The organism is Desulfovibrio inopinatus DSM 10711 (assembly GCF_000429305.1).
Lineage (GTDB): Bacteria > Desulfobacterota > Desulfovibrionia > Desulfovibrionales > Desulfovibrionaceae > Alteridesulfovibrio > Alteridesulfovibrio inopinatus.
In genome coordinates this window covers 1-14,218 of sequence record NZ_KE386884.1, presented here as the reverse complement: position 1 = coordinate 14,218, position 14,218 = coordinate 1, and the positions used below count along the sequence as shown (strand labels likewise).

Below are 14,218 nucleotides of genomic sequence, written 5' to 3'. Positions count from 1 at the left end.
GAGAGTTTATGATGTCTCAACAGCGCCCTAATATACTTCTCCTACAATGTGACCAACTGGCGGCTTCTGCACTTTCATTTTATGGAAATCATGTCACCAAAACACCATATATGGATGCATTGGCTGAAGATGGTGTTGTTTTTACGAGCGCCTATTGTAACAGTCCTCTGTGCGCACCTTCTCGCTTTTCTATGATGTCGGGACAATATCCTTCACGTATTGGTGCATTTGATAATGGTGCCGAATTTCCTGGTGATATTCCGACATTCGCGCATTATTTACGAGCCGAAGGGTATCGCACGACATTATGTGGGAAAATGCATTTTGTCGGTGGAGATCAGCTGCATGGTTTTGAAGAACGTCTGACGACAGATATTTATCCTGCCGATCATGGGTGGACACCGGACTGGGAGAGGCCCGGTCATCGATTTGATTGGTGGTATCACAATATGGAGAGTGTGACAGAGGCAGGGCACAATGAACGCGCCAACCAAATCGATTTTGACGATGAGGTCGGTTTCAAAGCCCAACGCCATATTTATGATATGGCTCGCGACGGCGATAATCGTCCGTTCTGTATGGTTGTTTCGTTCACAAATCCGCATGATCCGTATATCTGTCCCAAGGCATATTGGGATCGGTATGATCACGATGCTATCGACATGCCGCGAGTAGGCCATATTCCCTATGAACAGTGTGATCCCCATAGCCAACGTCTTCGTCGTGCATACGCTATGGATGAAGATGAAATGTCGCAGGAGGCGATTCGCAATGCACGACACGCTTATTACGGACAAATCAGTTATTTAGACGATAAAATTGGTCAGATATTCAAGGCTCTTGATGATACGGGGATGCGTCAGAACACGGTGGTGATTCTTACAGCGGATCATGGGGATATGCTTGGAGAACGCGGGCTATGGTATAAGATGTCACTGCTTGAGGGTTCCGCTCGTGTCCCGTTTGTCGTGAATGCTCCAGGGCGCTTTCCGGAAGGACGTAACGATACTCCTGTTTCCCTCGTTGACGTGCTGCCAACACTGCTTGAGTTGGCCAATGTCTCGCAACATCACGTCCAGGCAGATGCAATGGATGGACAAAGCCTGGTGCCCCTGCTTCGTCACAACACCGATTCAACGAAAAAGCCGGTTATTGCAGAATACCTCGGGGAAGGGGCTGTTGCACCGATCGTGATGATTCGTGACGAACGGTATAAGTTTATTGCGTGCCCCGCCGATCCTCCTCAGCTTTTTGATTTGAAAAACGATCCGGAAGAGTTGAAGAACCTCGCTCAACACCCGGAATATGCAGAGATTGTCCGACGGTTTCACGACATGGTGAACAACCATGTTAATATGGAAGCGCTCGACAGGCGTGTTCATGCCAGCCAAAAACGGCGTCGTCTTGTTTTCGCATCACACATGACGGGCCGACATACCGCATGGGACTACCATCCACCGTGCAATGCCGCCAATCAATACATGCGCAACCATCTGGACCTCAATGACGTCGAAGCGGGTTCAAGAATCAAGAGCAGGGTAGGCGGTTGAGATTGGTGCTGCGAAAAAAATTATGTCCCGCACTCCCATGAAACCGTTTGCACTGCTCATAAAGCCTACGTCTGCGGATTGCAATCTGCGGTGTGAATACTGTTTTTATCTTGAGAAGAGGGCGCTGTACCCGAGCGACGGGAAACATCGCATGAACGACGAAACATTGCGTACCCTCCTCAAGAGGTACTTTGCAACGTCGCAGCCGGTATACTCCATGATCTGGCAAGGTGGTGAGCCGACCCTCATGGGGACATCCTTTTTTCGTCGGGTCATTGACGAACAGAAAAAGCTTGCTCCTCGCGGCGCACAGATTGCAAACGCGCTGCAAACAAATGCGACATTGGTACAATCGGATTTGGCAACACTTATCGCTCAATATCGTTTTCTTGTTGGGTGTAGTCTTGATGGGCCCGCCGATCTCCACGATGTATATCGGAGGACGGCATCTCGCCGTGAAAGTTACACCAAAGTTGTTCATGGAATACGAACGTTGCAGAGCCATGGTGTTCCGCTCAATGGCACTGTTCTTGTCTCTACCGCAAATGTAGATTCCCCTCTTCGCGTGTACCGTCATCTTCTCGAACTGGGGATTCACCATATTCAGTTCATACCGTGTGTTGAATTTGACAATTTGGGGAATTCATGTTCATTTACTATAAGCGGAAAACAATGGGGAACATTTCTCTTATCAATTTTTGAATTTTGGTACACATCACACCGCAGATACGTGTCAATTCGTAATTTCGATTCTCTCATTGCAAAAATGGCGGGGATCGCCAACACGGAATGTCGTCTTTGCCACCAATGTGATCAGTATCTCGTTGTTGAATATAATGGAGACGTGTATCCCTGCGACTTTTTTGTCGGAGAACAATACCTCTTAGGCAATCTGTTTGACGATGCATTTGAAAGCATTGTGCAAAGTTCTCGTTATCAGGATTTTGTCTCGCGGAAAAATTCGCTTCCCGAACAGTGCGTTGCCTGTACATATTATCGTTTGTGCATGGGAGATTGCCCGAAGTTTCGTGCCGGGGCAGGCGGTGAAGCTCCAAGCTGGTTGTGTGACGGCTGGAGCATGTTTTTTGAAACGGCGAAAGAGCGATTGGAGTCACTCTCTATTTATTGAAGAGATTCGGACTTCGCTTTTCGGCCCGGCATGACGAACTATAACAAGGGAGAATGTATGAAGAAGTTAACCATGTATCTGATCGTGTCGGCCTTGCTGCTCGTTGTTGCCACACCAGCGCTTGCATTGGAAAAAGTGCGTTTTGGGGTTCCTCCGTGGCCAGGAGTAGAAGTGAAAACCGAAGTTGTTCACCAGATACTGGACGCTCTTGGTTATCCCATGCAGAAATTGGAAATTGGACCTCCCATTATTTACAAAGGGCTTGTGTCGGACGAAGTGGATGCGTTTCTCGGGGGATGGATACCACAACAAAATCCGATGCTTGATCCGCTTCTTGAAAAAAAAGCTGTAGAAGTCGCGCAAACCAACCTTGATACAGCCAGAATCAGTCTGTGTGTACCGCGATATGTGTCCGAAGCAGGCGTCAAGACATTCGCTGATCTCAACAAGCATGCCGATCAATTCAAACATACCGTGTATAATATTGAAGCCGGTTCGGGAATGAATACGAATATGGGCGAAATTATCGCCAACAACGTGGCCGGACTCGGTGATTGGAAACAAACCGGGGCCACAGTTGCTGCCATGCTCACCCAAGTGAAGAGCATGATGAAAGATCATGAATGGGTTGTTTTCGGTTGCTGGAAACCTCATTGGATGAATGTGACACTTGATATGGTTTATCTTGACGGTGTGCCTGGAACCGAAAAATTTGCGAGTGATTCCAAAGTTTATACGGTTGTCAGTGTTGACTTGAAAGACCGTCATCCGCAAGTCTATCGCTTTTTGAAAAATATGAAGGTCGACGCCAAAACACAGAGTCAGTGGATTATGGACTATGCTAACCGGAAAATTCCGGCTGATAAGGTTGCCGCAGACTGGATCGCTACGCACAACGATACGATAGCAACCTGGCTTGATGGCGTGCAAGCCGCTGACGGAACCGATGCCATGGAGAAAATAAAAGAGAAGCAGAAATAAAGCAGCATTCACCTTTCTTTAATATGAATACAAGGCCCAACAGTGATGTTGGGTCTTTTTTTGATTACTGGGTATGAGATGGAGATGTTTGTGGATTCATAGAGATACGTGCTTTATTTGCTGAATAATACAATGTTAGAAGAACTGCGACTTGAGTTGTCAAGATGATTTGAACTCTATATTTTCTGAAAATAGGAATCAGATATACTTTTGATAGTATGTACAACTTTTATTGGAAAACCGCTTCCAGTTCTTTCATTCAAGCCACCAAGGAAACATCCATCCCTCATATTGGCTCGCCATTTGTAAAAAGTCGCATTGCTTATGCCGTACTCACGGCACAACCCAGAAACGGTAATTCCGTTCTCGACCTGCTTCAAAATATTCAAAATCTGGCTGTCCGTGAAACGTGCTTTTTCATGCGAATCTTCTCGCTTAAGTTTACGAGAAAATTCTACTTCTGAGGACCACTATTTTGGGGGGGGGATTACCGAACCACTTCTCTTGCACCGTTACGCGAGTAGGGCTCTTGAACTGTTGACCAAGGAGTTCGTGTCTTTGAACGTGGTTGATGCCATCCGCGTACAAACAGTACGCAGGACATTGACCCTGGCCTCTACGCAGTTTTCGTCAAGGACAAAAGGATGTGTATGTAAAAGGTAGGCCCACCTCTTCGTCGCTGTCGCTGATTTGGCCTGTATTGGAAGGGGCTTCAGAGGAGGATTTATGAACAAATCCACCTTGCCAATGCTGCTGAGCTGTCTCCCGAATACAATCATCCTATCACATGGGAAAGACGCCTGAGTCTTTCGACAACTTGGTTGTCATCCTCCATACGCTGTTGATTAAACTTGAACTTCGAGACGGCCTCCAACGGAACCAGTCCTAGCATGGCTCCATCAGCATCCTGGACCATGCCCACACCATTTGCGCGCTTGTCGCTGGGCGAGAGAATGATCTTGCCACCCGACTCGACAGCTGCCTGAATAGCGGCTTCCACATCTTCCACGGCGATGATGATCCGCCAGCCAGGTTTCGAGTCTGGATGGCGGTCCGCGGGGTAATCCCCCATGCTGGCGACGACTGCGTCATCCTTCAGCGCCAGAAATGCCTGGTTGTCAAATGGCGTGGAAGCGGGTCGGTAGCTCCAGCCAAAAACGTTCGCATAGAAGTTCTTAGCCTCATCCAGGTCATTGGTCACGTATGCCGCGCCTACGATTTTGCCGACAATGTGCTTTGAGTCCATGGATTCCTCCTACTTCATTTTCGGTGTAGTGGGCCAGAGAGCACCGTACGTGGCGTAAGCCTGCCACGCGGACAACATTCAGATGGTCTCAGCAACAGGCGAAGATGCCAAGAATCACTTCCCCAATTATGTCCATAGCCCCTTCGGAGGCGATTTCAACGCCGACATCTATGCCTATGCCTGCCCAGGAATCGGCGAGGACATCGGAGACAACGTCAGCACCGCCCAGCAAATCCGTAAGTGGTGTTTCGCTGGTCAGATCGCCGAGCCCTTCGGCGTCATTGAATACGGCATCCAGACCTTCGTTTGCGTTCATCCGGGCCGAGTCCTGGACTGAGCCGTAACGCGCCTCCTGATAAAGGTCCGTCAATACGGACTTGAGGCCCTTTTTCAATTCAGTCTTGCCAGCCATTTTAAAGAGCGGCCAGAAGGCGTGTGCTGATGTACTCGCCCAGTTTATGCTCTTGCTGGCGTTGATGACGGCACTTTTTGTATAATCATTAAACTGTTCGGCAAGATACTTATAGATTTCTCCCCCAGAACTCTCGTTCTTACCGTATGTTTTGACGAATTCTTTGTATGCCGTGACCAGGGCGCTCATGGGGGACATGCCTTGTTTGAGATACTTTTCAAAATTTTCCCTGAAAGGCGCGTAGTAGCCCTGTGGTTTTCCCCATATTCGAGCTAGAGCATTGGCCTTGGCCTCTATTCCCGCTTCGGCTATGGCTGCGACAGGTGGCATGCCTTCAGCCAGATTGCGCTTCACACAGCTCAAATAGTATTTTTTTGCATTGGCGACGTCATTTTCTACCTCCGTTTTGGAAGTGTAACCGTCGTTAGCCGCCTTGTAGACTGTCGTCCCGACGCTGGCGAGGCCCTGATTTACCGAATCGGCCAGATCCTTGGCTTCTGCGTAGAGTGACCTGGCTGCGTCTACAGGGTCTGCGCCCTGGTACACAGCCTTGGCTAGAGCGTCTTCAAACTGATGCCCCGCAGTGATGTCGTCCGTATCCATGTCCTGTTGTGGGGAGAGTTGATCGTCTTTCAGATTTGAGCTGTGCTGCGCAGTCTCGTACATGCCTTGGTAGGTCATTATCTGCGTGGCTTTGGCGAATCCGTAGGTTTTGGCGTAGGCCGTTATCCCCTGGAAGTACTCCTGCAAGGCCTGGGAGGGCGCAACGCTCTGTGTGGCTTTGGCCGAGACGTAGCCAGCGCACAAGGATAGAACCTGGGCGGCCTGATCTGGCGTCTTGCCCTGCTTTATCAGCGCTGCGTACTCATCACCAAAGGCCTTGTCCGCAGCAGGGGATTTCTGGCCGCCATCGGAAAAAGCCTGTTCAAGCGCGACTCGGCTACAGTACATGGCATAGGCTTGGCTTGTAGAGACGCCGTAAGTGCTTTGAAGCTTGGTCACGCCATTGAATAAGTTGTTGGAGAGCTGGTCCATGACGTGCTGGTCGATGGTTTGGCCATCCTGCAGGAACTTGCTGGAGACCTGGATGTAGCTGACCAGCTGATCGGTGACCTTGGCGTAGTCCGCGGGCGAAGCTTTACCCGGGATGGCGGAGAAGAGTTCCTGGGTCAACTCTCCAACGCTGTCCATGTACATTTTCAGACTGTTGACTGAGAGGTCCTTGCTCTTGGCCAGTTGAGCTATGGCGTTGAGGATTTTGTAGCTGTCGACCTTGGAGTAGGCCCAGCTTTGCAATTTGCTGCTCAGGCTGACGAGGGTTGTCTTGGCCTGATGAGTGGAAAGACCTTTCGCGGTGAAAGCGCCGAGGATCGCCTGTGTCAGGCTGCCGTCCTGTCCGGCGAGGCTCGCCTCGCGATAAAGTTTGCCCATAGCCTGTGGGTAGCTGCTGCCCGTGCTCACAAGGCCGAAGAGTTGGGTGCCCAGATTGGTCATCATTGTCTGGAGCTTGTTCGTTGTCATGTCCTTGCCGCCGGTGATCTCTTGCCCCAAGGTGGCGACATACATCTGGATGTAGCCACAAGCCTTGAGGTAGTCGGCCGGGGAGGGCGAGCCCTTCACAGTCTGGAAAAAACCGTTGGCTATGTTGGGCATTTGGCCCACCAGGTACTCGACGGATTTGGCGGGCAACCCCTTGGCTTTGGCCATGGAGGCGACAGACTCCAACACCAACGCGCAGTTTGTCCGGGAGAAGCCCATGCTCTTCAAATCAGCCAGCATGTTGCTCACTTTCTGAGGCGCATCTTTCGTGGAGACGCCGCCCGCTTTCAACGCGCCAATCATGTCCGTGTACCCCTTGGAAAGCACGGTGGAGTTGGACGCCAGCTCTTGCATGGTCGCAACAGCTTTGGCTGCGTCCATGCCAGGGAAGAACTGATGACCGAGGATATTTAAGGCGATATCACGCAGAATCGAGGTGGCTGTATTGCCAGGGTGTTCCAGGCTCTCGGGATATATGGCCGCATCTTGGCCGGAAGGGACGATGGATGCGTCGCCATCCTTGAGCCTTTTCATTATTCCAGTGAGCGCCACCTGCCGGTACATCTCGTACTTGGCAGCCTGGTCGCCGCTCATGCCGTTTTGTTCAAGCTGCTTTATCTCGTCGTGTATGTATGTTGCCTGCTTGTGCACGATGCCATTTTGCTGGGCCATGGCCTGGGCAATGGCTATGGCGCGCTGTTTTTGCGCCTGGTCGATTTTTATCTGGTGGATACCATCCATTGCCGCCGCTACGCCAATTCCAGGATTGTAGGGCTCTGCAAATGCCTCGAAGGTCTGGAAGCCCGTGTGGGCAGCGTCCAGGAGGCTTTTCGTTTGCGCGGGCACTCCTTTTTCTTGCGCGTGTCCCTTGGCGAGGTGCTTCTCGGCATAGTCCATGGCCAACTTCAGGTGATGCTCATTGAACTGGAAGCCTTTATTGTTAGCAATTTGTGTCACATGTGCGGCGCTCGGGGCTTGCTCAATTTCTTTCCAGAGAGAGGGGTCCTGAAGAGCCTGTTGCACAAACGTAGATGCAAGGTCGACGGACATGATATATTCTCCTTGGTGTAGATTCTAAAGCATATCCACTTTCCTTCGCACAGCATGTTCACCCCATCATGGACTCTGCTCTCTCAATGTATAAAGTGGAGTAGGCCAGCATGGGGTCTGAGCTGTGATGGCAACGAAAAGTCTACCGGGGAGGCTTCAATAGAATTACCACCTTTCCCTTATATGGCCGACATGCCAGTATCGGCGGCGAATCACTCCCTGACTGTAAACGGTTAGCGCTCATGAAATGATTGTTGAAGCGACAGCGTGATAGGTTTTAGAAAATAGCCTATGAGAGTCTTGTTGCCTGTTTTAATGTCTGCCTGAACGGTCATGCCGGGGAGAATGAGGAGTTTTTTATCGCCCTTGACGATGTAGTTTTTATCCAACTCGACAATGCCCTTGTAAAACACGCTGCCGTTTTCTCCGACAATGGTCGTGGGTGAGATTTCAACAAGTTTCCCTTTCATGCCGCCATACCTTGAAAAATCATACGCTGTCAGTTTTACCGTTACGGTCTGATCGAGGCTGACGTGCCCTATGTCACGGGAGGAAATACGGACTTCGGCAACCAGTTTTTCACCAACTGGCACCAATTCCATAAGCGTGGCTCCAGGTTTGACGACTTCTCCCGCCGAATACACCTGGACATTATGCACAACTCCGTTTGTAGGGGCTTTGATCGAAAGTTGATAGACATCCATCTCAAATCGCTTGATGATTTCATCAATTTCGGCAAGCTCAGCCTGGACTCCGGCCTGTTCTGTCATCCAATTATCCAAGGCTTCCTCTTTGAGCTTGAGAAGGCGATTTTTGGTTTCCGTCAATTTTTCGGTTAATTGAATACGTCGCATGGGGATTTGGTTGAGCAATTCCTGAACCTGCAGAAATTGTCGTTTAATACTAAAAAATTCACGTTTACCTACAAGCTCTTTCTTATAAAGGTCTTCATAGGTTTTATATTCATCCTCTAACAATTTGTACTGCTGCCGAAGGGTTTGCTCGCTGTTGTCCAGCTCAGTATATTCAGCTTCGTATTGCTTTATTTGATTGTTGAGAATGTCGCTGGCTATTTGTAGTGATTCCTTTTTTTGCGCATAAAGAAGTGATTGTTGTTCAGCCAGTCGAGAATACTTTGCCGGAATCGAACCAAAATCTGGTTCGTGGTCATTGATAAGCGCTTGAAGACGTTCTTCACGTAACTGAAGCGACATCCGACGTACTTTTTGCTGATCCAGTGTTGATACGGAAACCGTTGGGTCCATCAGAACAAGTTTTTGACCTTTCTCCACAGCTTGGCCGTCCATCACCAGAATCTCCGAAACAATGCCGCCATCTTCGCTCTGAATGAGTTTCACATGCCCGGACGGAATAATCTTTCCTGTAGCAACTGCGACTTCATCTATTTTCGTCAGACTGGCCCAGGTGATGAACGCGGCAATGATTAGAGTCAATGATATAATGACATATCGCACCAACCGAGGAACGCCGGTCTCTTCCAGTAAAAGCGCCTGTGAAAGGTGAAGCGTGTCGCGCTTAAGTACACGTGGAGCATTTTTTTTCATACAGTATCCCTCATAGGCGCATCGGTTCTTGTCTCATCAGCAACGATATTCTGCGGGGAGAAGAGGCAAAACGGCGTCCTTGGCGCCAAATGCACGCACACGTCCTTTTTCCAGCCAGAGAATCTTATCCACGAGTTTGAGGTAGGGAGCGGAATTCGTGACCATGACAATACTGGCATGCCCTCGAAGTTCTTCCAGTGCATCCAAAATGATGCTGGATTCATCTGCTCCCGGTCGTTCCAATACTTCGTCAAGGAGTACCAATGAAGCCGGTCGCAACAATGCCCGAGCCAGATTAAGTTTTTTTAAAAAGGAAACCGGTATCTGCTTCATGCGATGATCGCCAATACGTGTCCCCATGCCTTCGGGCATGGCCTCAATTGCTTCTAATATGCCAGATCGTTTGCAGGCATCGCGTAGTGCATCATCGGATGCCAATGGATTGGTCAAACGCAAATTCTGGGCAATGGTACCATAAAAAAAATGAGGATCCTGAGGGGCATAGCTAATGCTTCTGCGCAGGGAAAGTGGATCTATCTGTCCCAAACTGGTGTTGTTGAGCGTAATGCGGCCTGCTTGCGGGGAGTACAGTCCCATAATGAGTTTTAGAATGGTGGACTTCCCAGCTCCATCATGTCCGGCTACAGCAAGAATTTCATTGTTTTCTATCTTAAAGCTGACACTCAGCAAGGCTGGTTGGGCATCTTTCATATACCGTATGGACACTTGGGAAAACGCGACTTGACCACGGATATTTCTATTCAAATTGAGCAATGACTCGCTTCGGTGTTCAATGTCGAGATTCATAAGCCGATCAACTTGGTTCACGCTCTTGTTGATCCGCTCCACCTGCAGCATAACCACGAATGCTGAGCGTAATGGAGCAAGAATACGCCAGACCAGAATCATGCAGGCCACCAACGCACCCATGCTCATGGTACCGGCAAGAACATTTTTGACAGAAAACGCCATGGTGCAGACGCCGGCTCCCATGATAAGCGAATTCGTCCAAACATTGATCTGTGAAGCCAGTTGAGCCGCTTGGTATGACTGCGCGGAGCATTCAGCTGAGAGCTGCCGAAATCGGGTTTCCCACATGCCGGGAGTGCTGGTCATTTTGATAGCCCGCATTTTGAGCAGAATTTCCATGACCAGTTCTTGTCTGGCGGCGTTGGCTTTGGCAACGGCGGCATTGGATCGACGAACTTTGGGCAAGTAGATAAGCGCCAGCAGAAGGAATGACCCTATAGCGAGGAGTGGAACAAAAACGACGTATCCACCTAAAAATCCCATAGCCACAACAAGCAGGGTAATAAATGGGATTTCAAGTAAAGCTATGAATGCTTGTCCTGAAAAAAAATCGCGTATGGTTTCGAAATCTCGTATACGGGCGGCCTGAGAACCAATAGATGCCGACTCCGTAAAGGATGGGGGTAAGTATAAAATTCGTCTGAAGACTTCATTGCCGACGATATTGCCTAACCTGGCTCCGATAAAACTTAAGATGCCATTTCGCATGACACGAAGCCCAAAATCGCTCAACACAAATACTATAACGCCCATACTGATGTAGGCCAGGGTGGTGTTGTTTTCGAAAAAAGGCATCTGATCATAAATCATCATAACAAAGAGGGGCATAATCAATGCCAGGACGCTGAGAAGAAAAGAAATGAGCAAGCCCTGTTTTATGGTTTTATGGAAACGGCTCAACGCTTTCCGAAACCATTGCTGTTGCTTGCGGTGCAAAGAGTGCCCTTGAATATCTACCGGAGTGAAAAAGAAGGCCGTCCCCTTGATAGGCTGCGGCGACAGGGTGCTGTAGCTTTGCGTGTCTGCATCAAAGACAAGTTGAGATCTTCCGTCGCTTTTGGCTAAAACAGCAACGCGGCCGTTCTCGTCTACAAAAAGACAGGGCAACATACGCGGGTCCAAGGCGTCTTGCCGAATGTGTACTGATCGGCTTCCAAATTTGAGATTCGCCATTACATTGAGCAAGTCGGACAAGTCGATGCTATCGCTCAGGTGCGGAAACGATTCTGCCAAATGCGCATCGCTGCCTCTCCAGCCCAATGCATCCAAAAGAGGCGGGATGCATGGCCCGAGTCCTCCCGGGAAGACAAAACCCAATGTTTGGGAGGGAGTGACCATCATGCCTGCCTCCCGTTCTCAACAGTGTCCGGAGGAGCTTTTTGTCCGAGGACGAAGGTGTTGTAGTCCACCACGTTGATGTGGTTAACCCACCAGTCTAATATGGACAATTTGAGTCCGGATACCATTTGTAGCCTACCGCGTTTAAAATCGCTGTAATGATCTTGGATCATTTTCAGGAAAAAAGCGTGTTGTTCGAGATGTGCCTCTTTGAGCGGGCTATTCATCTCGGTCATAATCTTTTCTTCACGATTGAAATGGAGTCCGGCGTAGTCGATGAGCAGTGTGAAAATTTCCTCCCCTTTTTTCAGGTTATCGAGGGATACATTGGAGTTATGAAACGCCTGAATGACAATGTTAAGATCAAGAGCATACTGAGTGAACTTTCTATGGTCTTCATCCACCCCCTTGATCCCGATAACCTGTACAATATCGGATACATCATCCCAAACTCGTGCCGACTGCAACACCCATCGTGTCCAGGCCAGTTCCCTGGTTTCGGTTGTTCCGGTCTTTGCTTCTAGCATCGTTCGGCCTCTTCTTTGATCAACACACCATCAACAAGATGGTAGACCCTATCGGACAGAGATATAATACGAGGATCGGATGTAACTATAATAATAGTGCAACACCCTTTAAGCTTACCGAGCAGCCAAAAAAAGAGCTGGTCGCTTTCGCTGTCCATGGAGTCGTTCACTTTGTCCAATAAGAGGATTCGAGGGCGAATCGTGAGAGCGCGGGCCAGGCAGATACGTTGGATAATACCTGTAGAAAGAAACTCGTAAAGTCTGGCTCCAACCTGTGTTTCATACCCCAAAGGTAGTTCCGAGACGACTTCATCAAGTCCAAGCAGTGCGGCCGCATCCAGGGACGCTTCGCGGTAGGCTGGATTGAACAACGTCAGGTTGTCGAAAATAGTTCCGCTAAAAAGTGTTCCTTGTTGTGGAATGAACTCAATGCGGCCTTTGAAGTTGTTGTGGCAAATTTCGGCCATATCGATGCCGTCAATATATACTCGGCCTTCTGTTGGAATCACCAAACCATAAATAAGGTTGAGTAACGTTGTTGTGCCATGCGATCCTCTGTGTCGCAGACAGACCATCTCTTTCGGATTCACTTCCAGGTCGATAGCGTTCGCTACCCATGGCAAATGTTCATTGTAGCGAAAAGAAAGATTCTCAAGCCGAATGCGGCCAAGAATTTCATCAGGAAGGCAGGGTGCGGAGACATCGGACTCTTGTCGCAATGCCTCAATCTGTTGAATTTGGGTGAGCGCAATTTCAATGTCCGCATGCCGAACCCAAAACGCGGCCACTTTGCGTATCGGTTGGAAAAAACGTCCACTTAACAAGGTGCAGGCTGCCAGACTGCCCAGCGTGATGTACCCTTGAATGGCCTGTGTGCCTCCGACAAACAATACAGTAAAAAGTATGAGCTGAGAAAAAATCCCGCCAAGGCTTACAGGCAGATTGCCCACACTAATGACATCGAAATCACTCTTCGCCACTTCGGCTTCAAGTCGTTCGTGTCGGCGCAACATCTGTTCTTCGAGAGAGATGGCTTTAATCGTATGAACGCCGGATAATGCTTCGACAAGAAAGTTGTAACGTCGGTCACCAAGCATCTTTTGACGTTTGCGATTTATGCTGTAACGTCTCCTCGTAAAAGAGATGATGATTAAGAACACCATGGAAATAGCGAGGATGCATCCTGCCGTCCACAGTCCTCCCAGAAATCCGACGACAGTAAGAAATAGCAAAGCAAAAGGCAGATCAAGCAAGAGCTGAAAATACTGTCCGGCATAGTAGCCACGCAACGTGCTCACAGCGCGAAGGCGGTCGAGATGGACGCCGGTGCCATCCTTCTCGAAGTGATCAAGCACCCCGTTAAGCCATTTCTCGATGCAGTTCACCGACATGGTGTGCTCGAACCTGGCCGAGATCCAATTTGTTATGGTTGAACGGCATAGTCGTAACCCCGATTCAATCAATACAACGCAGAAAAAGCCGACGACGAGCCACAGCAAGGTGTTCATTGATCGTGTGGGCACAATGCGGTCATACACCTGCATAAGTATGATTGGTAAAGCCAACGAAAGCACATTAATGCTGAAGGACGCAAAGAACAGGTCGATCAGGTTGCCAGAGAGAAGAGGTAATGACCTGATGCCATGAGGTGGACCAGCTTTCTTGGAAAAAACGACACTCATACCGTTCAGCCTTTGTTGCGTATTGCCGTCATTATCGTTTGTTTCGTAACCGGATGTCTCCAATAAAGCAGTGAGTTGTCCTCGCTACCAATCACCATGATCGGAAAAGTCGTCTGTGTCATGATTAAAGGCATCAAGACTGTCTGAATCTTCCAAGTCTTGGTTTATGTCTTCGTTTTTGCCCACACCTTTCCCTTTTCCGGCTTTCCCGCCGTCATCGTCAACATCCGACGCTTCGGTCCATCCATTGCTCAAATCTCCTTCGTCACTGCCACCAGCAAAGTTGTCATCGGACTCGACTGTTTGAGTCCATCCACCCGAATGACTGGCAGCATCGTCAGTTTCCATTAAGAAAAAATCCTCGGCTAAAGCGTCATCACCGGCAGAAA

General features: G+C 49.2%; 10 protein-coding genes and 1 pseudogene. 3 read left to right on the top strand and 8 right to left on the bottom strand.

Annotated features, from left to right (window positions below; all coding sequences use genetic code 11):
• Positions 1-8: 8 nt before the first annotated feature.
• The 3 genes from betC to G451_RS0126345 are packed head-to-tail and all read left to right on the top strand — an operon-like array spanning position 9 to position 3,660.
• Positions 9-1,550, top strand: coding sequence for a choline-sulfatase (betC, locus tag G451_RS0126355; protein WP_245587881.1), 1,542 nt, complete (start codon positions 9-11; stop codon positions 1,548-1,550).
• A gap of 22 nt (positions 1,551-1,572) precedes the next feature.
• The gene (locus tag G451_RS0126350; RefSeq protein WP_342663779.1) at positions 1,573-2,679 is read left to right on the top strand and encodes an anaerobic sulfatase maturase; all 1,107 of its coding nucleotides are present in this window, start codon (positions 1,573-1,575) and stop codon (positions 2,677-2,679) included.
• 57 nt (positions 2,680-2,736) lie between these two features.
• Entirely contained in the window at positions 2,737-3,660 is a 924-nt protein-coding gene (locus tag G451_RS0126345) for an ABC transporter substrate-binding protein (RefSeq protein WP_027186574.1), read from the top strand.
• Positions 3,661-3,922: 262 nt separating this feature from the next.
• On the opposite strand, the pseudogene G451_RS35145 reads toward G451_RS0126345, so the two are convergent.
• The 8 genes and pseudogenes from G451_RS35145 to G451_RS34745 form a co-directional block, all read right to left on the bottom strand.
• Positions 3,923-4,052: pseudogene (locus tag G451_RS35145) on the bottom strand (transposase); the annotation flags it as partial.
• A gap of 383 nt (positions 4,053-4,435) precedes the next feature.
• Positions 4,436-4,906, bottom strand: a complete 471-nt coding sequence (locus tag G451_RS0126330; protein WP_027186571.1) for a VOC family protein — start codon at positions 4,904-4,906, stop codon at positions 4,436-4,438.
• A gap of 88 nt (positions 4,907-4,994) precedes the next feature.
• Complete coding sequence (locus tag G451_RS0126325) at positions 4,995-7,907, bottom strand: Nif11 family protein (protein ID WP_027186570.1); 2,913 nt, start codon at positions 7,905-7,907, stop codon at positions 4,995-4,997.
• A 233-nt stretch (positions 7,908-8,140) separates the two neighbouring features.
• Entirely contained in the window at positions 8,141-9,472 is a 1,332-nt protein-coding gene (locus G451_RS0126320; RefSeq protein ID WP_027186569.1) for an HlyD family type I secretion periplasmic adaptor subunit, read from the bottom strand.
• Positions 9,473-9,508: 36 nt separating this feature from the next.
• A complete protein-coding gene (locus G451_RS31930) occupies positions 9,509-11,623 on the bottom strand; it encodes a peptidase domain-containing ABC transporter (RefSeq protein WP_051261943.1) in 2,115 nt (704 codons plus the stop codon).
• Positions 11,620-12,147, bottom strand: coding sequence for a bacteriohemerythrin (locus G451_RS0126310; protein WP_027186568.1), 528 nt, complete (start codon positions 12,145-12,147; stop codon positions 11,620-11,622). The genes G451_RS31930 and G451_RS0126310 overlap by 4 nt, the downstream gene beginning before the upstream one ends.
• Positions 12,141-13,829, bottom strand: a complete 1,689-nt coding sequence (locus G451_RS0126305) for a peptidase domain-containing ABC transporter (protein WP_027186567.1) — start codon at positions 13,827-13,829, stop codon at positions 12,141-12,143. Before G451_RS0126305 ends, G451_RS0126310 begins: the two co-directional genes overlap by 7 nt.
• An 84-nt stretch (positions 13,830-13,913) precedes the next feature.
• Positions 13,914-14,218: hypothetical protein (locus G451_RS34745; RefSeq protein WP_034644228.1), on the bottom strand; the 305-nt coding region annotated here is incomplete at its 5' end.